Source organism: Streptomyces sp. 2A115 (assembly GCF_052245575.1).
Classification (GTDB): domain Bacteria; phylum Actinomycetota; class Actinomycetes; order Streptomycetales; family Streptomycetaceae; genus Streptomyces.
In genome coordinates this window covers 1-22,757 of record NZ_JBQQCG010000002.1, presented here as the reverse complement: position 1 = coordinate 22,757, position 22,757 = coordinate 1, and the positions used below count along the sequence as shown (strand labels likewise).

Annotated in this window: 24 protein-coding genes; 22 read left to right on the top strand and 2 right to left on the bottom strand. The window is 71.0% G+C overall.

Annotation, left to right across the window (positions count from 1 at the left end; genetic code table 11):
• Positions 1 to 31: 31 nt before the first annotated feature.
• The 21 genes from ACTWQR_RS01655 to ACTWQR_RS01555 all read left to right on the top strand — a co-directional run bounded on the left by ACTWQR_RS01655 (position 32) and on the right by ACTWQR_RS01555 (position 20,829).
• The gene (locus ACTWQR_RS01655) at positions 32 to 607 is read left to right on the top strand and encodes a TetR/AcrR family transcriptional regulator (protein ID WP_443225035.1); all 576 of its coding nucleotides are present in this window, start codon (positions 32 to 34) and stop codon (positions 605 to 607) included.
• Between the two features lie 155 nt (positions 608 to 762).
• The gene (locus tag ACTWQR_RS01650; protein WP_443225034.1) at positions 763 to 909 is read left to right on the top strand and encodes a hypothetical protein; all 147 of its coding nucleotides are present in this window, start codon (positions 763 to 765) and stop codon (positions 907 to 909) included.
• A gap of 218 nt (positions 910 to 1,127) precedes the next feature.
• Positions 1,128 to 2,540, top strand: a complete 1,413-nt coding sequence (locus ACTWQR_RS01645; protein WP_443225033.1) for a S1 family peptidase — start codon at positions 1,128 to 1,130, stop codon at positions 2,538 to 2,540.
• Positions 2,541 to 2,603: 63 nt separating this feature from the next.
• The gene (locus tag ACTWQR_RS01640; protein WP_443225032.1) at positions 2,604 to 3,809 is read left to right on the top strand and encodes a damage-control phosphatase ARMT1 family protein; all 1,206 of its coding nucleotides are present in this window, start codon (positions 2,604 to 2,606) and stop codon (positions 3,807 to 3,809) included.
• Positions 3,810 to 4,044: 235 nt separating this feature from the next.
• A complete protein-coding gene (locus ACTWQR_RS01635) occupies positions 4,045 to 4,731 on the top strand; it encodes a hypothetical protein (RefSeq protein WP_443225031.1) in 687 nt (228 codons plus the stop codon).
• Between the two features lie 159 nt (positions 4,732 to 4,890).
• A complete protein-coding gene (locus ACTWQR_RS01630) occupies positions 4,891 to 5,274 on the top strand; it encodes a hypothetical protein (RefSeq protein ID WP_443225030.1) in 384 nt (127 codons plus the stop codon).
• A gap of 89 nt (positions 5,275 to 5,363) precedes the next feature.
• Entirely contained in the window at positions 5,364 to 6,020 is a 657-nt protein-coding gene (locus ACTWQR_RS01625) for a DUF3105 domain-containing protein (RefSeq protein ID WP_443225029.1), read from the top strand.
• Positions 6,021 to 6,126: 106 nt separating this feature from the next.
• The gene (locus ACTWQR_RS01620) at positions 6,127 to 6,861 is read left to right on the top strand and encodes an ankyrin repeat domain-containing protein (protein ID WP_443225028.1); all 735 of its coding nucleotides are present in this window, start codon (positions 6,127 to 6,129) and stop codon (positions 6,859 to 6,861) included.
• 352 nt (positions 6,862 to 7,213) lie between these two features.
• On the top strand, positions 7,214 to 8,092 hold the full coding sequence (locus ACTWQR_RS01615; protein ID WP_443225027.1) for a poly(ethylene terephthalate) hydrolase family protein: 879 nt from the start codon (positions 7,214 to 7,216) through the stop codon (positions 8,090 to 8,092).
• 265 nt (positions 8,093 to 8,357) lie between these two features.
• Entirely contained in the window at positions 8,358 to 8,663 is a 306-nt protein-coding gene (locus ACTWQR_RS01610) for an MSMEG_0570 family nitrogen starvation response protein (protein WP_443225026.1), read from the top strand.
• A gap of 65 nt (positions 8,664 to 8,728) precedes the next feature.
• Positions 8,729 to 10,006, top strand: coding sequence for an MSMEG_0569 family flavin-dependent oxidoreductase (locus tag ACTWQR_RS01605; RefSeq protein ID WP_443225025.1), 1,278 nt, complete (start codon positions 8,729 to 8,731; stop codon positions 10,004 to 10,006).
• A 17-nt stretch (positions 10,007 to 10,023) separates the two neighbouring features.
• Entirely contained in the window at positions 10,024 to 10,839 is an 816-nt protein-coding gene (locus ACTWQR_RS01600) for an amidohydrolase family protein (RefSeq protein ID WP_443225024.1), read from the top strand.
• 64 nt (positions 10,840 to 10,903) lie between these two features.
• A complete protein-coding gene (locus ACTWQR_RS01595) occupies positions 10,904 to 11,428 on the top strand; it encodes an MSMEG_0572/Sll0783 family nitrogen starvation response protein (RefSeq protein ID WP_443225023.1) in 525 nt (174 codons plus the stop codon).
• Positions 11,429 to 11,438: 10 nt separating this feature from the next.
• Positions 11,439 to 12,542, top strand: a complete 1,104-nt coding sequence (locus ACTWQR_RS01590) for an MSMEG_0568 family radical SAM protein (RefSeq protein WP_443225022.1) — start codon at positions 11,439 to 11,441, stop codon at positions 12,540 to 12,542.
• Complete coding sequence (locus ACTWQR_RS01585) at positions 12,539 to 13,996, top strand: MSMEG_0567/sll0787 family protein (RefSeq protein ID WP_443225021.1); 1,458 nt, start codon at positions 12,539 to 12,541, stop codon at positions 13,994 to 13,996. The genes ACTWQR_RS01590 and ACTWQR_RS01585 overlap by 4 nt, the downstream gene beginning before the upstream one ends.
• 76 nt (positions 13,997 to 14,072) lie before the next feature.
• The gene (locus ACTWQR_RS01580) at positions 14,073 to 14,921 is read left to right on the top strand and encodes a carbon-nitrogen hydrolase family protein (protein WP_443225020.1); all 849 of its coding nucleotides are present in this window, start codon (positions 14,073 to 14,075) and stop codon (positions 14,919 to 14,921) included.
• A complete protein-coding gene (locus tag ACTWQR_RS01575) occupies positions 14,918 to 15,754 on the top strand; it encodes a carbon-nitrogen hydrolase family protein (protein ID WP_443225019.1) in 837 nt (278 codons plus the stop codon). The genes ACTWQR_RS01580 and ACTWQR_RS01575 overlap by 4 nt, the downstream gene beginning before the upstream one ends.
• Positions 15,755 to 15,811: 57 nt before the next feature.
• Positions 15,812 to 16,888 carry an MSMEG_0565 family glycosyltransferase gene (locus ACTWQR_RS01570; protein ID WP_443225018.1) on the top strand — a complete coding sequence of 359 codons (1,077 nt, stop codon included), beginning with the start codon at positions 15,812 to 15,814 and terminating at the stop codon, positions 16,886 to 16,888.
• Positions 16,889 to 17,096: 208 nt separating this feature from the next.
• The gene (locus tag ACTWQR_RS01565; protein WP_443225017.1) at positions 17,097 to 18,440 is read left to right on the top strand and encodes an MFS transporter; all 1,344 of its coding nucleotides are present in this window, start codon (positions 17,097 to 17,099) and stop codon (positions 18,438 to 18,440) included.
• Positions 18,437 to 19,819: an alpha/beta hydrolase family protein gene (locus tag ACTWQR_RS01560; protein ID WP_443225016.1), complete on the top strand. Its 1,383-nt coding sequence runs from the start codon at positions 18,437 to 18,439 to the stop codon at positions 19,817 to 19,819. Before ACTWQR_RS01565 ends, ACTWQR_RS01560 begins: the two co-directional genes overlap by 4 nt.
• Positions 19,820 to 19,980: 161 nt before the next feature.
• Positions 19,981 to 20,829, top strand: a complete 849-nt coding sequence (locus tag ACTWQR_RS01555) for a hypothetical protein (RefSeq protein WP_443225015.1) — start codon at positions 19,981 to 19,983, stop codon at positions 20,827 to 20,829.
• A gap of 120 nt (positions 20,830 to 20,949) precedes the next feature.
• Here ACTWQR_RS01555 and ACTWQR_RS01550 read toward each other — a convergent pair whose 3' ends face one another.
• Together ACTWQR_RS01550 and ACTWQR_RS01545 are read right to left on the bottom strand one after the other, a co-directional pair.
• Positions 20,950 to 21,141 (bottom strand): antitoxin, encoded by a 192-nt coding sequence (locus tag ACTWQR_RS01550; protein WP_443225014.1) that lies wholly within the window; start codon positions 21,139 to 21,141, stop codon positions 20,950 to 20,952.
• Positions 21,142 to 21,275: 134 nt separating this feature from the next.
• Positions 21,276 to 21,968, bottom strand: coding sequence for a ribonuclease H family protein (locus ACTWQR_RS01545; RefSeq protein ID WP_443225013.1), 693 nt, complete (start codon positions 21,966 to 21,968; stop codon positions 21,276 to 21,278).
• 183 nt (positions 21,969 to 22,151) lie between these two features.
• Here ACTWQR_RS01545 and ACTWQR_RS01540 point away from each other — a divergent pair.
• The coding region (locus tag ACTWQR_RS01540; protein ID WP_443225012.1) for a MurR/RpiR family transcriptional regulator at positions 22,152 to 22,757 on the top strand (606 nt) is incomplete at its 3' end.

The window sequence follows — 22,757 nt, the reverse complement described above, 5'->3', positions numbered from 1 at the left end:
GCAACTGGAGACCGACACCGAAGGAACACGCATGCCCGCCACGCCCCGCCGCACCAGGAGTGACGCGCTGCAGAACCGGGAGCGCCTGCTGGAGGTCGCCGCGCAGGCCTTCGCCGAGCAGGGGCTGGACACCGCGCCTGCCGCCATCGCCAAGCAGGCGGGCGTCGGTGTCGGCACGCTCTATCGGCACTTCCCGACTCGGGAAGTCCTCATCGACGCCGCCTACCGGCGTCAACTCACCCAGGTGTGCGAGAAGGTGAACGGCCTTCTCACCCAGCACCCGGCCGCCGAGGCCACCCGGATGTGGATGGAACACTTCATCCACTACGCCACGGCAAAGAGCGGAATGTCCGAAGCCCTCAATGCGGTCATCGCCTCCGGCATCGATCCATACTCCGACAGCCGCGCACTCCTTACCGACGCCGTCGCCACCCTCCTCACGGCCGGCGCCCGAGACGGAAGCCTGCGAACGGACGTCGCCCCGGACGATGTCCTACTCCTCATGGGTGGCATCGCCTATTCCGTGCAGCACGGCACCACAGAGCAAGCCCGTCCGCTCGTCGACCTCTTCATGGACGCGCTGACCAAGCACTCGACCGCGAGCTGAACCCGAGCCCCCCCGGACCGGCACGCCAACGGGAGCGCAGCCACGGTCAATTCATCGAGTGGCTCTGTCGGCACTCACGAGGTTCTGGACACATGTCGCGCACCGAGTTCCGAGCGCGTTCCGTTAGGAGTTCCAAGAGATGGCTCGACTGCGGCGTGTGGGACGAGATCTTGGCCGCCCTGCCCGAGGACGGGCCCGGCTACCGCGTGCTGCCTGAACTCAACCTGGTGCCACCGTTCCCGGTGGAGGGCCGAGTTGACCCGCGCGTCCTGGCTGACGCCGATATCCAGGAGAAGCGGTGACCCCGGAAACAGGTGTGCCCCCTCCGGTGGTCAGCGGTAAGGGCGCTCGACTGTCCAGCGAAACGATTCGGATTACAGGCGAGTTCTCGCCTACTCCGAACACCCGGACGGTTCGGTGAACCGGACCGTGCGACGCCACGTACTGAAGGAGGGCGTTCACCTTGCGGGAGCGTTCGCAAGAGTGACGCTGTGTCAGGACAGTCGCACGGGAGCCGTGGATGAGGCATGCACGACGGAACGTTCAGCGGATCGCACGGTTCGCCGCCATCGGTGGGCTCGTGTGCGGGGGGCTGATGGTCACGAACGCCGTGGCGAGCGAGACGTCGGACGGGTCGAACGCTCCGAGCGCCGAGGCCCGGGCCGCCGACACGGGCAAGAAGCTGGTCTCCGAGCTGGGCACCTCACGTACGGCGGGCAGCTGGATCGACGCGGAAGGGCGGCCGGTCGTCGCGGTGACCGACGAGAAGGCGGCGGCCGACGTGCGCAGCGCGGGCGCCGTCGCCAAGGTTGTGAGCCATCCCATGAACGACCTCCGCTCCGCCACCGAGACCCTGAAGGACGCGCCCCGGGTGGCCGGTACCTCCTGGTCCATGGACTACGCGTCCAACCAGGTGGTGGTACGCGCCGACAACACCGTCTCCGCCGCCGAGTGGTCCCGGATGACCAAGCTCGCCGAGAGCATCGGCAAGTCCGTGCGCATGGAGCGGATGGAGGGCACGTTCACCCCGCGGCTGAACGGCGCCGCCCCGCTCTTCGGCGGCACCGGCCGCTGTTCGGCGGGCTTCAACGTGACCAACGGCCAGGCCAACTTCATTCTCACGGCCGGCCATTGCGGCCCCACGGGCACGACGTGGTTCTCGGACCAGCAGGGCAACCAGCCGGTCGGGGCGACCGTCTCCGGGTCGTTTCCCGGCGGTGACTTCTCGCTCGTCCAGTACAACCCCGGCACCGCGCTGAACGACGCCGATGTGGTGGCCGTCGGCAACGGCCAGGGCGTACGTATCACGGGGGCGGCCGATCCGGCCGTCGGGCAGAAGGTCTTCCGCAGCGGCAGCACGACCGGGCTCCAGTCCGGGGAGGTGACCGGACTGGACGCGACGGTGAACTACCCGCAGGGCACGGTCACCGGGCTCATCGAGACCACGGTGTGCGCCGAACCGGGCGACAGCGGCGGCCCGATGTTCGCCAACGGCCTGGCCCTGGGCGTCACCTCGGGCGGCAGCGGGGACTGCGACGACGGCGGTACGACGTTCTTCCAGCCGGTCACCAAGGCGCTGGAATCGCTGGGGGTACAGCTGGCCGCCGATCCCGGATCGGGCGGCCAGGCGGCGCCTTCCCCGGGGAACACCGGAGGCGCCGCCGACAACAACGGCGCCGCCGTACCGCCGGGCACGTCCTCGACGGCCCCCGGTGGTGCCGCCCTTCCGGGGGGCCTGGGACCGGTGGATTCCGTTCCCGAGGGGCAGACCGGCAGCGTGACCTCCGCGTTGGAGCAGATCGCGGACTTCCGGAGCGTCGGCCCCGGGCTGTTCGTCATCGCTGGAAGCCTGGTCGCGCTCGTGGCACTCCGGATCCGCTCGGAGCGAGGTCGCAGGCGGTACCGGGCGGAGTACTCACAGAGCTGGGGCTGACGTCCCAGCTCGCCCGTGAGGCGCGATCAGCCGGTTGGGAAGCGTGAGCGGTTTACTGGGGACATGACGCACTCCAGCCCCGGCCCAGCCGCCGCCGAAGACAGCGCCCCCGTCATCGTCAGTACCGCCGGCTCCTTCGCCCGGAGTGTGCTGGACGAGCGGCACCCCGCCCTCATCGAGCGCGTGCGGCGGGCCACTCCGTATCCGCCCGGACAGCAGCGCTCACTGGACGACCTCCTTGAGGAGATCACCAAGGGGGTCATCGAGCGCCTGGACGACGGCGAACCCGGCGCCGAGCGCTGGCAGGACGAGCCCTACTACGGTCAAGGCTGGGCGGACGTGCCCTTCCTGTGGGCGGAGAGCTTCTTCTACCGCAAACTCCTCGCCGCCCTGCGCCACTTCACGCCTGGCCCCTGGCAGGGCGTCGACCCCTTCGCGCCGTTCAAGAACGCCGAACTCGCGAGCCCCAAGGTCGACGAGGAACTGTCCGCACTCGACCGCCTCCCCGGACTCCCCACGGAAGAACGGGCCCAGACGCTCCTGCTCTCCTCCCTCTGGGGCAACCGGGCCGATCTCGGCTTCCAACTCTCCGCGGGCGCCGAGGGATTGGGCGACCGTGTGCCAGGCCTCGTCGTCGACGACTCGATGAGGCTCTGGGAGACCTTGGAGCCGCTGAAGACCCTGGAGGCCGCGGCGCCCGGCAAGGTCTGTCTCGTCGCCGACAACGCCGGACCCGAACTGCTCCCCGACCTCGTCCTCGCGGATCACCTGCTCGCCACGCGCCGGGCGGCTTCCGTCGTCCTGCACCTCAAGCCGTATCCGTACTACGTCTCCGACGCCACCACCACCGACGTCCTCGCCTGCCTCGACCGCATGACCGCGGCGTCCGGGCACGCGGCGGAGATCGGCGAGCGGCTGCGTCAGGCCGTCAGCGGCGGCCGGCTGATCCTGCGCACCCACGAGTTCTCCTGCGCACCGCACCCCTATGAGCGGATGCCGGCCGACCTCCGGGAGGACTTCGCGTCCGCCACGCTGACCGTCATGAAGGGCGACCTCAACTACCGCCGCCTGGTGGGCGACCGCCACTGGCCCGCCACCACGCCCTTCGCCGAGGCCACCGCGTACTTCCCGGGCCCGGTGGCGGCGCTGCGGACGCTCAAGTCGGACGTCGTGACGGGACTGGCGCCGCGGACCGTGGAGCGGTTGGACGCGAGCGGGGAGGTGTGGCGTACGAGCGGGACGCATGCCCTGATCCAGGTGAAGGTCTGACTGAGGGTGATCCAGGTGAGGGTCTGACCGAGGACAGGGACTGACGGGGTGAACAGGCCCCGGCCGAAAGGGCAGCTCCGACTGGGCGGGCAGCTCGCTGACCCGGGGGCAGGGTCTTCCCGTTCCGGTTGTGAGGACCGGGCCGTTTGTCCGCTCCTGGGTCCGGGGCGTCGATAGCGTGCGCTGGTCACCGATCATGTGAAGGTGCACGACGTGCACAGGGGGGAAATTGCGCATGGGGAGCAAGCACGCGCCCAGAGGTCTGTCACGACTGGCCGTCGCGTTACTCGCAGGGTTCGTTCTCGTTCTGACGGGTCCGGGCGCCGCACACGCCTCGACCACCGTGGAGGTCCCGGCGGCAGCCGAGGGCGGTATCTCGGCGACCGTGAAGTTCTACGGGGCCAAGGTGCCCCAGCCCTACAATCCCGATCCGGCCGCTCACTTCGGCGACCGCAAGTGCCAGCTCGTCTACCACGACTACGACCCGACGCCGGGCTGCGGGGGCTTCAAGCTCAGCGTCATCCTGCACAACGTCCGCGACCAGCCCGGCTACCTGGCCGGGCTCGGCACCACCGACAGCAACTTCCGGGCGTACGCCGACACCGCGCGCACCTTCGGTTGTCTACGGCCCGACGGCAGCTTCGACCACGGCACGAGTTTCGTCGTCCGCACCCAGCAGCAGGCCCTCAGTGCGACGTACTACTACACGCAGAGCAGCTACATCCTGTACGCGCACCAGCAGTACGCCGGGGATCACGGACCGCACTTCTACGTCAACTTCCCTGCGGTAGAGGTGAATTGCCCGACCGGAATGACCGCCACCCAGTACGGGCTCAAGGTCAGCAACGTCAGCGTCAGCATCGACGACGAGAACGTCTTCGGTAAGTCGACGTGGAGCACGCCGGGGCCGTTCTACGGATGACCCGCCGTGCCCGAGGCGCCCGAGGCGCCCGGACCCGCGGGGTCCGGGCGCCTTCCCCTCCCGCGGGCGCCGCTGTCCTTCTGGCGGACGGGGCCCTCGCCCCGTTAATCCACGGGGTCCTCGGAACGTTGTCACAGGCACCGCATAACATCACCCGTTATGAGCAGCCGGCCGCAGTACAGGCACCGCGTCGCGTGGGCACGCGGCTCGGCGCTGTGTCCTGCCCTGGTCGTCCTGGTGGCGACGCTGGTGACGTATCTGGGGTACGTGCCGTCGAGCGAGCGGCCGGAGCGAGTGGCCGGTCCCGCGGCGTCCGTCTCCGTCGCCCATGAGCGGTTGGGCTCCCCCGCCGGGCACGACCAGTGCTGTGGCCTGCCCACCCGCGAGGCCCGAGCGGTACTGCCCGTGGGGGCTCAGCCGCTGCCCGCCGTCACGCCTCGCCTACCGGTCGTGACGCGCCCGGCCGCCACTCCGCGCTCCCCCGCTCTCCCGCCCGCCCGTGGCGCCCCCGATCTCCACGTCCTCCAGGTGCAGCGGATCTAGACCGACGTCGGCATCTCCACGTCAGTCCACCTCCGCACACCCACCGCCGCCCGACGATCCGGCGCGGCGGGGACAAGGAACGCATCCCCATGAGCAAAACCAGCAAGAAGTCGGCCGCCGCCGCGCGCAAGGCGCGCGTAGAGGAGATGCGGCGTGCCGAAAAGGCCCGCGATCGCAGAATCCGCATCATCACCATCACGATCAGCACGGTCATCGTCGCCGGGCTGGTCGGTTTCGGCGCGTACGCCCTGGACAACGCCAACGACAAGGAGGAGCAGCAGCAGGCGGCCGCGAAGAAGCCCGTCAAGGGCGAGAAGTCCTGGGAAGCGAAGAAACTGACCCAGAACCACGTCGCGAAGGCCGTGTCGTACCCGATGAACCCGCCGGTCGGCGGCGACCACAACCAGGCGTGGATGACCTGCGACGGCACTGTCTACACGAAGGCGATACCGAACGAGAACGCGGTGCACTCCCTGGAGCACGGCGCGGTCTGGGTGACGTACAACGACAAGGCGGCGGACGCCGATGTGAAGACGCTCGCCGACAAGGTCGCCAAGACCCCGTACACCCTGATGAGCCCGGTCGAGGACCAGGCGGGGGCCATCATGCTGTCGGCCTGGGGCAAGCAGCTGACCGTGGAGAAGGCGTCCGATCCGCGGGTCCAGCAGTTCCTCACGAAGTATGTGCAGGGCGCGCAGACGCCGGAGCCGGGCGCTGCCTGCACCAACGGGGTCGACGGCTCCTGACGCGGTGGCGCCGGGCTCTTCCGGGAGCCCGGCGCCCCGGACCTCGATCTCTGGCAGGCTCACCCCAGGCGCATCGTTCGTTCCGATGCCGAGCAGGAGGCGTGAGATGGAGACGCTCGACTCACAGGATCCCCTCGCGGTCGCGGTGACCGAGGCGATCCGCGGCGGTGACCTGCCGGCGCTCCGGCAGTGCCTCGCCGAACACCCCGGCCTGGCCGACGCACGGATCGTGCGGCGGGGCCCCGGTGCCGGCACGCGCAGCCTGCTGCACATCGCCGCCGACTGGCCCGGCCACTTCCCCCACGGTCCCGCCGTCGTCGCCACCCTCGTGGCGGCGGGCGCCGACCCCAACGCCCGCTTCGGGGGCTCCCATTCCGAGACCCCGCTGCACTGGGCGGCCAGCAGCAACGACGTTCCCGTACTCGACGCCCTCGTCGAGGCGGGCGCCGACATCGAGGCGCCCGGTGCCGTGATCGGCGGCGGCACACCGCTCGCCGACGCCCGGGGCTTCGGCCAGTGGCGGGCGGCGCACCGGCTGGTCGAGCTGGGCGCACGTACGACGCTGCAGGACGCCGCGACGCTCGGCCTGCTGGACCGGGTGGAGTCCTTCGTCGAGGGCGGCGAACCGCCGGACCATGACGCGGTCACCCGCGCCTTCTGGGGTGCCTGCCACGGTGGCCAACTGGCCGCCGCCGACTACCTGCTGGCGCACGGCGCCGATCTCGACTGGGTCGGGTACGACAACAAGACCCCGCTCGACATCGCCAGGACCGCCGACGCGGACGGGGTGGTCCGGTGGCTGCGGGAGCACGGCGCGAAGGGGCGTGCCGAACTGCCGTGACCCGTAACGGATTTCCGCCGTCCGGGACGTTCGGCGTCGGTCGCAGCGGCACGTGGATCTCAACAACCATGGTGGGCATAAGGCCCATGCTGCCCGCAGCGGCCGCGTCCGTCTCATTCAGGATGCCTGACATGAGCGGCAGCGTGGTGCCCTGGGCGAGGGGAACGGCCGGCGGACACGTTCGACGCCCTGTACGGCGAGCGGCGCGTCGAACCGTCTTTCTGGTTAGACCCGCGGCGCACGCTGCGCAGCAGGTCACGGCGCCATTACTCGCCGTCTGACAAACTTCCGTACGGAATTCTGCAGTTGAGCCAGAAGCGCGGCTGACTTTTGGTCAGCATGCTCAGGCCGTATGAGACATGCGAGCACCCGCACCGCGAAACGACTCGGACTCCTCTCCGGCGCCGCCGCTCTCGCATTGGGCGTGAGCCTCCTCCCCCAGGAGGCGCAGGCCGGCCCCGGAGACTTCCAACGGGGCCCCGCACCCACCGAACAGTCCATCACCGCCGAGCGCGGCCCCTTCGCCACGGCCCAGACCACGGTCGACGGGCCGACCTTCAACAGAGGCACCGCCTACTACCCCACCGACACCAGCCAGGGCACCTTCGGGGCGGTCGTCGTCAGCCCCGGCTTCATCACACCGGAGGCGCTGATCAGCTGGTACGGCCCCCGCCTCGCCTCCCAGGGCTTCGTCGTGCTGACCCTGGACACCAACTCCGGCCTCGATCAGCCCGACGACCGGGCCACCCAGATGCTCAACGCGCTCGACCACCTGGTCCAGTCCAGCTCCGTGAGAAACCGCATAGACCCCAACCGCCTTGCCGTGATGGGCCATTCGATGGGCGGCGGCGGTTCCCTCAGGGCATCCGAGCTGCGTCCCTCACTCAAGGCCGCCGTGCCGCTCATGCCGTGGAACAACGACAAGACCTGGCAGACCGACCAAGTACCCACACTGATCATGGGCGCCGAGAACGACGCCATCGCGTCGCCGGCCTCCCACGCGGAGGTCTTCTACGGCAGCCTCACCGCCGCCCCGGAGAAGGCGTACCTGGAACTCAGGGGCGCGGATCACAACGTGGCGCTCGGCTCCAACGTGACGATCGCGAAGTACAGCATCGCCTGGCTGAAGCGGTTCGTCGACGAGGACGTGCGGTACGAGCAGTTCCTGTGCCCGGCACCCGCCCCGAACACCCAGATCAGCGAGTACCGGCACACCTGCCCCACGGGCTAGCCCTTGCCCCTTCCTTGCCCGCGCGGCCGCTCCCGGTCCGGGGCGTGGCCGCGCGGGCCAGGCCACCCTGCCTCCTGCACCCCGGTCTCGGCTCCCCCGCGGACGGTTCCCGGCAAACCGTCACCCGCCACCCGTCACCCTGTGTGAGAAGTCCGTAACTCCCCTTTATTCCGGATGACTTGGTTGGGTAATCCACCGTGGCTGAAGTGGTCCTCACAAGCAGCGTCCAGGTGACAACGCCTCGGCGCCTCGCATGGAGGACTTCATGCCTGAGCTGTATTTCCATGTGCGCTGGCCCGACGGCGAGGTCCAGCACTGCTACTCCCCCTCCACCGTAATCGAGGACCACTTCACCGTCGGCGGCGCGTACCCGCTCGACGACTTCGTGAAGCGCAGCCGGACGGCGCTGGGCATCGCGAGCGACCGGGTCAGGGAGAAGTACGGCTTCGCCTGCACCGGAGCGTCCGACCAGCTCGCCCGGATCGAGGAGACCGCCGAGGCGTACGCCTCGCTCCCCGAGCCCACCGTCACCGTCCAGGCCCTGCTCTACGCCGATGGGACCGCGCGGTGAGTCCGCGGTGTCCGGCCGGAACCCTCCCCCAGAGCCTCAAAGGCGGGGCAGGTACCCCCGTCCCGGTGGCGGTCGTCGGCGGCGGCCAGGCAGGCCTGTCCGTGAGCTACTGCCTGCGCGAGCGCGGCATTGAACATGTCGTGATCGAGGCGAACCAGGTCGGCCACGAGTGGCGCGCCCGTCGCTGGGACTCCTTCTGCCTGGTGACCCCCAACTGGCAGTGCAAACTGCCTGGTTACCCCTACCGGGGGGACGATCCGGACGGCTTCATGGTCCGCGACGAGATCATCGAGTACCTCCGGGACTATGTGGCCTTCTTTCAACCGCCACTGGTGGAGGGCGTATCCGTCACCGGTCTGCGGCGCTCCCCGAACGGCGTCTTCGAACTGTCCACGTCCGACGGGGACTTCACCGCCGACCAGGTCGTCGTCGCCACGGGCCCGTACCACACCCCCTCGATCCCGCGGCTGGCTGAGCGGTTGCCCGCCGGTGTCGAGCAGATCCACTCCTCCCGCTACCGCAACCCCGGCGGCCTCCCCGAAGGCGGCGTCCTGGTGGTCGGCACCGGCCAGTCCGGCTGTCAGATAGCAGAGGACCTGCACCTCTCCGGACGCCAGGTCCATCTGGCCGTCGGCGGCGCACCGCGCGTGTCCCGCTTCTACCGGGGCCGGGACTGCGTGGCCTGGCTGGACGAGATGGGTCACTACGCCAAGGACATCGGCGAGTTCGACGACGCCGGCGCGGTCCGGATGCGGGTCAACCACTACGTGACCGGGCGTGACGGAGGCCGCGACATCGACCTGCGGGCCTTCGCCCGGGACGGCATGCGGCTGTACGGGCGGCTCACCGGGATCGACGGTACGCGGCTGGAGTTCGCCGACGACCTCAAGGTGAACCTCGACAGGGCGGACGCGGTGGCCGAGGGCATCAAGGACGCCATCGACGCCCACATCGCCGCGCAGGGGATCGAGGCCCCGGACGAGGCACGGTACGTACCGGTGTGGGAGCCGTCCGAGCAGCCCGGCGAACTCGACCTGGCCGCCGCCGGAATCACCTCGGTCGTCTGGTCCACCGGCTTCGCCCGCGATCACCGCTGGATCGAGGTGCCCGTCTTCGACGGCCGGGGGTACCCGATGCACTGGCGGGGCGCCACCAGCACGCCGGGCCTGTACTTCCTGGGCCTGCCCTGGCAGTTCAGCTGGGGATCGGGCCGCTTCGAGGCGGTCGGCCGGGACGCGGCGTTCCTCGCGGACCACATCGACGCCTCGCGCCGCCTCGCCGACGTCTGCGGCACCCTCACCGGGTCCCCCAGCGAACTCGCCTCCGCGCTCCCCATCGGCTGAAGGAGATCAGGGACATCATGGTCTTCGACGCCCACCGCCACATCGGCGTCCTGCCCGCCCACCCCTTCTACGGCGGCCCGCCCGTCCACCCCGACACCACCGCCCGCGCCACGGTCAAGGACCTGCTCGCCGACCTCGACGCCGAGGGCACCGAACGCGCCCTGGTCATCCCCAACTACGGCGTCCCGGACCCGGAGATCGCCTTCTCCTTCAACGAGTTGGCGATCGAGGCGGCCCAGACGGACGACCGGATCCGGGCGGGGCTGTGGGTCTCGCCGCGCCCCGAGGACGAACATCTCACGGCCCACGCCCTGGCGCTGGCCCGCGAGGACGGCGTACGAGCCCTGAAGCTCAGCTTCCTGCTGGGCGGGCGCGCCACCGACCCCGCCTGCCGCCCGATGCTGGACCGGATCTTCCACGAGGCCGAACGCCTCGACCTGGTCGTCCACGTCCACACCTCCCCCGGCGCCGCCTCCGACATCGACGAGGTCGGCCATCTGGTCGACTGGTACGCCGACCAAGTGCCCGTCCATCTCGTGCACTTCGGCGGCGGGATGAGCGGTCACATCAAGCTCGTCGGCTCGCGGTTCTTCGACTGGATCGAGTCCGGCAAGCGCGTCTACACCGACCTCTCCTGGGCCATCGGCTTCGCGCCGCGCTGGTTGGCACAGGAGATCGAGCGCCGCGGCATCGGCCACGACCGGGTGCTCTTCGCCAGCGACCAGCCATGGGGCGACTACGCGGGTGAGTACGCCCGCATGACCGCCGCGGCCGGCGGCGGCGAACTCCGCGAACGCGCCTTCCGGGACACGTTCGCCGCCCTCTACGACTGACCCCTCATCCGCTCCCTGCGCCCTGCCCCCCTCCTCACTTCCGGTACGTACAAAGGAGACAGCCATGTCCGAGACCGTCACCGAGCTCAGCGACGTCGAGCAGAAGTCCCTCGACGAGATCCCGCACCCGTCCCTCCCCGAGGGCACCAGCATCTACGGCTCCACCAAGGTGTTCCCCGACTACCAGGCCGAGAACGGCGAGACTTACTTCACCCTCGTGCACGGCATCGCCCACGAGTCCTCGGTCTCCTTCGTCGCCGTCCTCCAGGCCACCCGCGCCCTGCGCAAGGGCTTCGAGACGGCCATCTACTTCTACGGACCCGGCTCCCTCAACTGCCTTGCCACCCGCGGCTTCCCGACCGTCGGCAACTCCGCCTTCCCCGGCGAGCACAACATCAACAACCAGCTCAAGACCTTCCTCGCCGAGGGCGGCAAGGTCTACTGCTGCCGCTTCGGCCTCTCCCTGCACGGCGCCCGCGAGGAGGACCTCATCGAGGGCGTGATCCCCACCCACCCGCTGGACGTCCAGGACGCGCTGATCCACTACGCGCGCAAGGGCGCCATCATCAACTCCACCTACCAGCTGTAAGGGCGACGACGTGAGCGTTGGCACCGATACGACCAGTACGGCGGTGGATGTGCGGATCATGACCCGCGCCGAACTCGCCCTGCACGGGGTGGCGTCGGCCGCTCCCGTACGGCGGCCGGACGGCGCGGGGCCCAGCGACGACGGCCATTTCGTTGAAGGCGGTCTCGTCGACGGTGCCAACGCCGCGCTGCCCACCAACCCCGACAGCCCCTACTCTCTGCGCGACGGCAAGGTGTGGCTCGGCGACGAGGACACCGGCCTGACCCTGACCGCCGTACGACGTCCCAAGTTCTACGACCTGACCACGTCCGACGGCATCCGCTACGAGCAGATCGCCCGCCTCCACGGCGCCGACGTCCTCGCCACGACCGTTGTCCAGACCTGTATCCGCTACGCCGAGTCCGACCGCTGCCGTTTCTGCACCATCGAGGAGTCCCTCCGTTCGAGCGCCACGGTCGCCGCCAAGACACCTGACCAGCTCGCCGAAGTCGCCGAGGCGGCCGTGCGGTTGGACGGGGTGAAGCAGATGGTCATGACCACGGGCACGACCACCGGACCGGACCGGGGCGCCCGCAACCTCGTACGGTCCCTGCGCGCGGTCCTCGATGCGGTGCCCGGGCTGCCCGTTCAGGTGCAGTGCGAACCGCCCGGTGACCTGGCCTGGATCCGCGCGCTCCACGACGCCGGAGCCACCGCGATCGGGATCCACGTCGAGGCCCTCGACGACGAGGTGCGCGGGCGGTGGATGCCCGGCAAGTCGACAGTGCCGATGTCTGAGTACGAGGCCGCGTGGGACGAGGCGGTGCGGGTCTTCGGGCCGAACCGTGTCTCCACGTACCTCCTGGTCGGACTCGGCGAGGATTCGGACGAACTCATCGCTGGTGCAGGGAAGTTGATCGACCGGGGCGTCTACCCCTTCGTCGTCCCCTTCCGGCCCATGAAGGGCACGCTCGCCGCCCGCGATGGCATCCGCGCGCCCTCCGCGGAGCTGCTGCGGTACGTCACCGAGGGCGTCGCCGCGAAGCTCCGTGCGGCCGGTATGAGCGGCGCCGACCAGAAGGCGGGCTGCGCCGCGTGTGGAGCGTGCAGCGTGTTGCGTACGGCGGGCGGGTGAGCCGCGTGCAGGTGGAGAGCCAGAGCCTGGACGGCGGCCGTGCGGTCGCTGTGCCGGACCGGCCGGACGACATCCTCGCGCTGCTGGGCGATCGCAGCACGCTGGCCCGGCTGCCGGGCTTCCGTATCGAACAGGCCTCCACAGCTGCGGAGTCGGCCGCCTACCGGCAGCTGCGACGGGACGCCTTCGTTCACGAGCAGGGCCTCTTCGAAGGCCATGACCTCGACGATCGTGACGACGATCCGCGGACCGTGGTCCTGGTGGCCAGGGACCGGGCCGGCACGGTCGTGGGCGGAGTGCGGCTCGGTCCCGTGGGCGACGGTGCGGACATCGGCTGGTGGGCGGGGGGCCGACTGGTCGTCGCGCCCGGTGCCCGCGGCCTGCGCGGAATCGGCCCGGCGTTGGTCCGGGCCGCCTGTGCCCGGGCCGAGGCCGAGGGCGTGCTGCGCTTCGACGCGACCGTGCAGGTCCAGGGCGAGGTGCTGTTCAAGCGGCTGGGCTGGGGCAGGGTGCGGCCGGTCACGGTCGCCGGGGCCCCGCACGTCCTCATGCGGTGGCCCATCGGCCGCATCGCCGGGCAGGCGGCGGTTACCAAGGCCGCGCTCGGCCCGCTGCTGGCCCAACTCTCTCCTGGCGGCTCCGGCTTCGTCGGCGACGACGGCGCCCCGGTCCCCGGCACCGATGTGATCGCCGCGTGTGACGCGATCGTGCCGTCGATGGTCGAGCGGGATCCGGAGTGGGCGGGCTGGTGCTCGGTCCTGGTGAACGTCAACGACCTTGCCGCGATGGGTGCTTCACCCGTCGGACTGCTCGACGCGCTCGGTGCCCGGGACGCCGCGCACGCCGCCCGCGTCCTCGCGGGCCTGAAGCGCGCCGCCGAGGCCTACGCCGTGCCCGTCCTGGGCGGCCACACCCAGTTCGGCGTGCCCGCCGCGCTGTCGGTCACCGCACTCGGCCGTACGAACCGTCCCGTCCCTGGCGGCGGCGGGCGGCCGGGCCATGCGGTGCGGCTCACCGCGGACCTGGGCGGCGGCTGGCGTGCCGGGTACGGCGGCCGTCAGTGGGATTCGACAACTCATCGGCGTACGGACGAACTGCGCGCGATGCTCGGCGCGGTGGCCGCCGCCCGGCCCGCGGCCGCCAAGGACGTGTCGATGGCCGGTGCCGCCGGGACCCTGGGCATGCTCGCCGAGGCGAGCGGCTGCCGGGCGGTGCTCGACGTGGCCGCCGTACCGCGTCCCGGGGAGGCGTCCATGGGCGACTGGCTGACCTGTTTCCCCGGTTTCGCGATGCTCACGGCCGACGAGCCGGGCAGCGCGCCCCTCCCGGCGGGGCCCGCCGAGGGTGCCGTGTGCGGAGAGCTGACGTCGGGTCAGGGGGTCGGGCTGCGCTGGCCCGACGGAGAGATCACCGAGGCGGTCGCCGGTTCGGTGACCGGAATGGGGACCGCATGAGCACGCCCGGACCATCCGGATCGCTCGGAACACTCGGAACACTCGGAACACTTGGCACGCCCGGAACGAGGTCAGCATGAGCGCCCTGCGTATGGCGGCCGTCTCCGCCGAGTTCGGCCGCGACCTCGAAGAGGACTTCGCCACCGCCGAGCGGCTGATCAAGGAGGCCCGCGCGGCGGGCGTACGGCTCCTCGCCCTGCCGGAGGCCTGTCTGGGCGGTTACCTGCTGAGCCTGGACAACGACACAGAGCTGGACGCGGGCCCGCCCGCTCTCGCCCTCGACGGCCCCGAGATCCGCCGACTCGCCGCCCTCGCGGGTGAGATGACCGTCGTCGCGGGCTACTGCGAAGCCGCCGGCGACGCCCGCTACAACAGTGTGGTCTGCGTCAACGGCGACGGTGTACTCGGCAACCACCGCAAGGTCCACCAGCCGCTGAGCGAGGACGCCAGCTACGCGTCCGGGGACCGCTTCCACGCGTTCGAGACTCCGGTCGGGCGGATCGGCATGATGATCTGCTACGACAAGGCCTTCCCGGAGTCCGCCCGCGCGCTGGCGCTGGACGGCGCCGAGATCGGCGTGGTCGTCTCCGCCTGGCCGGGCTCCAGGACCAACGCCGCCGCCGATCTCGTCAACGACCGCTGGAAGCGCCGGTTCGACCTCTTCGACCGGGCCCGCGCGCTGGAGAACCAGATCGTGTGGATCTCCTCGAACCAGGCGGGTACCTTCGGTTCGCTACGTTTCGTAGGCAGCGCCAAGGTCGTCGACCCGGGCGGCGAGATCCTCGCCGACACCGGAGTCGGGGCCGGTCTGGCGATCGCCGAACTCGACGTCGCGCAGGCCCTGGAGACGGCCCGCCGCTCCATGGGCCATCTCCGCGACCGGCGCCCGGAAACCTATACCCCCGCAGGAGCAGTCACCGCATGAGCACCATCCGGATCGCGGCCGCTGCCGCCCACTTCGGCCGCGACCTGGAGTTCGACCTCGCCCGCATCGCCAAGCTGATCGATGACGCCCGGACTTCGGGCGCCGGGCTGCTGGTCCTGCCGGACGCCGCGCTCGGCGGCTACCTCGCCGATCTGCGCCACCCGGACCCGGAGGCGCTGCCGCCCGCGCTGAAGGCGGACGACCCGCTGCTCCTCCAAGTGGCCCGTCTCGCCGCCGAGATGGTGGTGTGCGTCGGCTACTGCGAGGACGGCGGCGACGAGCGGTACAACTCCGCCGTGTGCGTGAGCGGCGACGGGATCCTCGGCCGCCACCGCAAGGTGCACCTGCCGGCCGGGGAGGTCGCCGCGTACGCGCCCGGCGACCGCTTCGACGCCTTCGACACTCCGGTCGGCCGGATCGGCATGCTCATCGACTACGACAAGACGTTCCCGGAGTCCGCCCGCTCCCTGGCCCTGGACGGCGCCGAGATCCTCGCCTGCCTCTCCGCCTGGCCCACCAGCATCACCAACCGCGCCCCACGCATGGCCCAGGACCGCCAGGCCAAACTCTTCGACCTGTACGACCAGTCGCGCGCCGCCGAGAACCAGGTGGTCCTGGCCTCCTCGAACCAGACCGGTGCCATGGGCGGCATGCGCTTCCTCGGCCAGGCCAAGGTCGTCGGGCCCGGCGGCGACATCCTCGCCCGCACCTGGTCCAAGGCAGGACTGGCGGTCGCGGAGGTGGACGTCGCGACGGAGATGGACCGCGCCCGCCGTATCCTCCGCCACCTCGACGAGCGCCGCCCGGCCGCATATCGGGAGGTCACGTCGTGACGCGACACCGGCAGACCACCTCATGACGAACCGATGGCACCACCGGGAGACCGTCTCATGAGGATCGCCCTGCTCAGCTACTCCACCAAGCCACGCGGCGGCGTCGTCCACACTCTCGCACTGGCCGAGGCACTGGCCGCGCTCGGGCAGGACGTCACGGTGTGGACGCTGGGGCGGGGCGGCGACTCCGGGTTCTTCCGGCCGGTGGACCCGGCGGTCCGGCTGCGGATCGTCCCGTTCCCCGACGACCCGGGCGGCGAGACGGTCGGCGAGCGCATCCTCCGCTCCATCACCACGCTGCGCGCGGCCTTCGACCCGACTCCGTACGACATCGTGCACGCGCAGGACTGCATCAGTGCCAACGCGGTCGGCCGCTGTGTCCGCACGGTCCATCACCTCGACCACTTCACCACGCCCGAGCTGGCCGCCTGCCATGAGCGGGCGATCACCGATCCGTACGCACACGTCTGCGTCTCACGGTCGGTCGCGGACGAACTCACCGCCGGCTGGGGGCTGAAGGCCGAGGTCATCCCGAACGGGGTCGCCTACGAGCGGTTCGCGACGACCGACCCGGCGGCGCGTGCCTCCTGGCGGTCCCGCCTCGGCCCGTACGTCCTGACGGTCGGCGGCATCGAGCCGCGGAAGGGTTCACTCGACCTGCTGGAGGCGTACGCCCTGCTGCGGACGGCGCATCCGGAGCTGAGCCTGGTGATCGCGGGCGGCGAGACCCTCTTCGACTACCGCGACTACCGCGCCCGCTGGGAGACCCGGGCCGCCGAACTCGGCGTCGAGCCAGTCGTGTTGGGACAGGTCGGCGACCACGAACTCCCCTCCCTCGTCGCCGCCGCGAACGCCTTCGCGTTCCCCTCCACGAAGGAGGGCTTCGGGCTGGCCGCCATGGAGGCCCTCGCCGCGGGCGTCCCCCTCGTGGTCCGTGAACTGCCCGTGCTGCGCGAGGTCTTCGGCTCCGCGGCCCGCTTCGCCGCCACGTCGGACGACCTGGCCTACGCACTCGGCGCCGCCGTCTCGCACGACGACCCGGTACGTCGCGCGGCGGGCCGGGAGCTGGCCGCCCGCCACACCTGGTCCGAGGCCGCGGGGCGCCATCTGGCGTTCTACCGCTCGCTGCGCTGAGCCCGACCGGCCCACGCCACCGGGGACGGGTCGAGTCGTTCTCCCCTTCTTCGGGGGTTCAGAAACAGGCTCCTATTAGCGGGCATTCGCGTGCACTCCCGCGCAGCGGCTCTGACATCTTCACAATCCCATGTTGCGCAGAATATTGACCACCGATGCCAAATTGCCTAACTTCACTGTGCCTGCCCCCGTCACAGGGAGTCCGTTCATGCAAGCGCCACCCCAACCCCCCAGCAACCAGACCCAGTTGCGCCGCGTCGCCCTCTCCGGAATGCTCGGCACGGCCGTGGAGTTCTACGACTTCCTCGTCTACGGCACCCTCGCCGCCCTGGTCTTCGGCGAGCTGTTCTTCCCCCGGGCGGACCCGGCCGTCGGCACCATCGCCGCCTTCGGCACCTTCGCCGCCGGTTACGTGGCGCGGCCGCTCGGCGGCATGGTCTTCGGGCACTTCGGCGACCGGCTCGGCCGCAAGAAGATGATGCTCACGACCATGGTGATGATGGGCCTCGGCAGCTTCCTCATCGGCCTGCTGCCCACCTACGACGCCATCGGCGTCTGGGCTCCGGTACTGCTTGTCACCCTGCGCGTGGTGCAGGGCATCGCCATCGGCGGCGAGTGGGGCGGCGCGACCCTGATGGTCGTCGAGCACGCGGGCGAGAAGCGCCGCGGCCTGTGGTCCAGCGCGACCCAACTCGGCGCCCCGCTCGGCTCGGTGCTCTCCGCCGGAGTCGTCACGCTCGTCTCGACCCTCCCCGACGACCAGTTCCGCTCCTGGGGCTGGCGCATACCGTTCCTGCTCAGCCTGGCCCTCCTCGCCCTCGGCATGTTCGTCCGTCTGAAGATCGCCGAGAGCCCGCTGTTCGCCGCCGTGAAGGAGGACCGGCGCGAGGCGCGGATGCCGCTGGCCGAGGTGCTGCGCCGGCCGAAGCCGCTGTTCCTCGCCTGCTCCGTGGGCATCGGCGCGTTCGCCGCGCAGTCCCTGCTGACCAGCTTCATGATCACGTATGCGGTCGACAACGGCTACACCCGCTCTCAGGTCCTCACCGCCGTGACCGTCGCCTCCTGCGTCGCCCTCGTGGTACTGCCGCTCGCCGCCGGACTCACCGACCGCGTCGGCCGCCGCCCGGTCGTCCTCACCGGCGCCCTGCTCTCCGCCGCGCTCGCCTTCCCCGTCCTGGCGCTCGTCGACTCCGGCAGCCCCGGCCTGCTCATCCTCGCGCTCGCCCTCGGCCACGGAGTGGCCCAGTCGACGATGTACGGGCCGCTGGGCGCGCTGCTCACCGAGATGTTCGGCACCCGCGTCCGCTACACCGGCGCCTCGCTCGGCTACCAGATGGCCACCCTGATCGGCGCCGGCTTCTCACCGCTGATCGCCGGAAGTCTGGTGGCCGCGAACAACGGCGGCGGCACACCGCTCGCCGTGCTGCTGTGCGCGGGCGGCGCCGTGACCGCGCTGGCCGTCTGGCGGATCCGGGAGACGAACCGCGACGAACTCACCGAGCGCCCCGAAACCCAGCCCGCACCCGCCACCTCTGAAGGGATCCCTTCATGAACCGACGTCTCCTGATCTCGGTCGCCGTCCTGCTGATGGCGACCACCGCCCCGGCCCGCGCCGCCACCACCACCGCCGAGGACGTCCACGTCGAGGGCACCCTCGCCTCCGGCGCGACGTACGTCATGGACGTCCCCGCCGGCTGGAACGGCACCGTTCTCCTGTTCAGCCACGGCTTCCGGCCGCCGGGCGGGCCGAACCCGGCCCAGAACGTCACCGACGCCGCCACCCGAGCCCTCCTCCTCAAGGACGGCTACGCCCTCATCGGTTCCTCGTACGCCATCAACGGATGGGCGGTGGAGCACGCGGTGCCGGACCAGCTGGCGACGCTGGACGCGTTCACCGACCGGTTCGGGACGGCCGAGCGGACCGTCGCGTGGGGCCAGTCGTACGGCGGGCTGGTCACGACCGCGATCGCCGAGCGTCATGCCGGCCGTATCGACGGCTCGCTGTCCATGTGCGGGCTGGTCCACGGTGGCGTCGCCAACTGGAACAACACCCTCGACCCGATCTTCGCCCTGAAGACCCTCCTGGCGCCCGACGCCTCGGTGCCCCTGGCGGACTTCCAGGACCAGGCCGCCGCCACGGCCGCCGCCGCCACACTGAGCGGCGTCGTCACCGAGGCGCAGAACTCCACGGAGGGCCGCGCCCGCATCGCCCTCGCGGCGGCCCTGCACAACATCCCCGGCTGGAACGACCCCTCGCAGACCCGCCCGGCCCCCGACGACTGGACCGCCCAGCAGGCCAACCAGTACCCGGCGGTCAGGGGTCTCCTGGCGACGGCTGCCTTCAGCTGGCGGCAGTACACCGAGGTGCTTGCGGGCGGCAACTCGTCCTGGAACACCGGGGTCGACTACACCAAGCTGCTGCGCGCGTCCTCGGGATACGAGGAGGTCAAGGGCCTCTACAAGGCGGCCGGGCTCTCCCTCAAGGACGATCTCAAGGCGCTCAACAGCGCCCCGCGCGTCAAGGCCGACAAGGAGGCGGTCGACTGGATGAGCCGCACCAGCGCCTTCACCGGAAAACTGACCAAGCCTCAGCTCACCATCCACACCACGGGAGACGCCCTCGTCCCGGTGCAGACGGAGAGCGCCTACCTGCGGGCCGCCACCGCGGGCGGCTCACGGCCTCTGCTGCGCCAGGCGTACGTCGACAACGCCGGCCACTGCACCTTCAGCCCCGCCGAACAGGTCGCCGCGTTGGACACGCTGGAGAACCGGCTGGACAAGGGCCGGTGGGGCGACACGGGAGCAAACACCCTCAACTCGCGGGCGGCGCAAGCCGATCCGACCACTCCGGCTCGCTACGCCACGTACCGTCCCACCCCCTACCTGCGCCCCTACGACCTGGCCCATCCGGGCGACGCGTACCGGCCCTGACCGGTCCCGCCCGGCGTGGGAGCGTCCCGGCCGTCGGCCGGTCCCGCATCCTCTCCTCGACGCACGCGACCGGCACCCGGCCGGAAGCGACCGTGGAGGAGGAATCGGTGCCGACACGCCCCACGCCTCGCAGCACGTTCCCAGCCTCTCGCAGGACGCCCTTGCTGCTGACCGCGGCGGCCGTACTGGCCGCCGCGGGCTGGACCGCCGTGGGGCAACCGGCGGGAACGGCAGACACATCCCGGGCGCCCGAGCCGTCCCCTCCGGCGACGCTCTGCGCCCCCGCCGGCACCCTCAAGGGCGAGGGCGGGCAGCGGGCCTCCGTCAGCCTCTGCGCGAGCACCGGCGGCGCGGGCACGTCCTTGTCGGCTCCGGCCGTCTGCGAGCGGGCCGGAGCGCGTGTCCGCCACACCTGTCTGACCTCGGGCACCTGGACCCTGCGACGCGAGGGCCGGACCGTCGCCACGGGCACGCTCCCCGGCGGCAGGGAGAACCCGGGCCCGGGCACGTACGACGTCAGCGGCACCGTACGCGTCCGCTCGACGCCCGCGGGCGTCGATCTGCGCGGACAGGTCCACGCAACCCTGCCCCTCACCGACCCGAAGCCCGCCCCCACCCACCGCATCGAGCTCGACCGGCGCACACTGCGACCGAACACCACGACCACACTCACGTACACCGTCTCGCGCGACAGCGACGAGGGCGACGGCAGCGCACGCTTCGGACTGATCGGCGAGGAGGCGTCGGGTGTGGAGCTCACCACGTCCGACGCGCGCTGCGTCAACCCGCTCACCGGCCGGTATCCGTCGACGGCCCGGAGCATGTACGCCCTGGACTGCGCCCTCACCGACCTTCAGCCGGGCCGGCCCTCCAAGGTCGTCGTCCGCGCCACGCTCGAGGACACCTGCACGACCGTCGTGTCCAAGCTGGGCTACTGGATGCCCCGCGGCCAGAGCCTCTACACCGGCGGCCTGCTCGCCGGCGCCACGGTGGAATGTCAGCCCCGGTAGTCGGGGGCACGCGGGCCGGCAGCCGGAGCAGCGCTCGAAGAGGAGGACGGGCCGGTCCCGCGCGGGGACCGGCCCGTGGCGGCGGCGAGGTAGGCCCGCGATCGTTGTACGACGTCGGTGTCAGGTCTGCGGCCGGTCCTTGTTCGGGTCCGTGCCGAACTGGTCCCTGAGCCTGTCCTGGCCGGTGTCGACCTGGCCCCTGTACTTGCCCTGGGTCTTGTCGTCCACGAAGTCGCCGGCCTTGTCGACGCCCTTGTTCGCCTGGTCCTCGTGGCCCTTCAGCATGCCCTTGATCTTGTCCAAAACGGACATGAGTCATCCTTCCGGTCAGTTCACCCCCACGCCTCCAGGGTCACCGCAGGGGTCGGGTTTCGCATCCGGGCGGGGTATCGGCCGGATGCGCGGGGCAGGTACGTGCCGGTCGGCGTCCCGCCCCAGCCAGGGGCCTACGCCTCCGTACGGCACTCCGGGTGGCCCCATCCGTCGGCGTTCTTGGCGATGGTCTCGCCCGCGACGTACGAGCGACCGCAGCGGCAGCGGCCGGGGAACTTGGCCTTGAGCGTGCGCGAGGACGAGGACGACGAGGACGAGGTGCGCTTCCGTGCGGGCGCGGCCTTCTGTACCGCCTTGGCCGCGGGAGACTTCGGCGGCTGCGGCGATCCCTGTCCGCTTCCCGCCGGCTGCTGGACGAACGCGGCCTGACTCGCGGCCCGGTCCGCGAAGTCGTTGAGGGGGTCCCCGTCGACCTGGTGCGCGGGCACGTACCGGAACTCCACGGAGCGGCCGTCGAGGAGTGCGTCGATCCGTACGACGAGCTCCTGGTTGGCCACCGGCTTGCCCGCCGATGTCTTCCAGCCCTTGCGCTTCCAGCCCGGGAGCCAGGTCGTGACGGCCTTCATCGCGTACTGGGAGTCCATCCGGATCTCCAGGGGGACATCCGGGTCCACGGCCGTCAACAGCCGCTCCAGCGCGGTCAGTTCGGCGACGTTGTTGGTCGCCGTCCCGAGCGGTCCCGCCTCCCACCGGGTGGGGGTTCCCGTCCCGTCGGCGATGACCCAGGCCCAGCCGGCGGGCCCGGGGTTTCCTTTCGACGCCCCGTCACACGCGGCGATAACGCGTTCAGCCATGCGCCCGATCATGCCAGGTCGCGGCGTCGACAGGCCTACCGGCCCGTCTGCCGCGGCTTCCCTTCGCGGGCGGGGACGGGCGGGCCTTGATCAGCTGCGGGTCGTTCGTGGCCGGGCGCGCGGTTCCCCGCATCTCTGAGGGGCGCGCCGCGACCCGGGGCACGTCCGCGCGGCGCTGGGTTATGTTGAACCGCGTTGGGACACGAAGGAGGCGCACCGGTGGCATCGTCGCCGCAGCAGGCACGCGCGCAGGCGTCCGCGATCAGCTCGGGGAAGCCCGTCCCGGAGGCGGAGGCCGCTCCCACGACACGGCTGCGAGCCCTGTTCGACGGTCCTCGGCTCTCCCCGGGACAGCGCCGCATCGCCCAGTACCTGATCGAGCACATCACCGAGGCGGCCTTCCTGTCGATCACCGATCTCGCGGAGCGCGTCGGCGTGAGCCAGCCCTCGGTGACCCGCTTCTCGACGGCGGTGGGCTTCAGCGGCTACCCCGCACTGCGGGAACGCCTCCAGTCGATCGCGCTCAGCAAACTCGCCAGCACGCCCGACGCCGCCGAAGAGGCCCGTCCCAACGAACTCCAGGCGGCCGTCGACGCCGAGATCGACAACCTGGAGAACCTGCGTCGCGACTTCGCCGACCCGGAGCGGGTCATCGAGACCGGCCGCGCGCTGTCCCGGTCGACCCCGCTGACGGTCCTCGGCCTGCGCATCTCCGGTTCGCTGGCCGAGTACTTCGCCTACGCCGCCCGCCGTATCCACCCCGACGTCCGACTGGTGACCCGGGGCGGCAGCGTCGCGTAC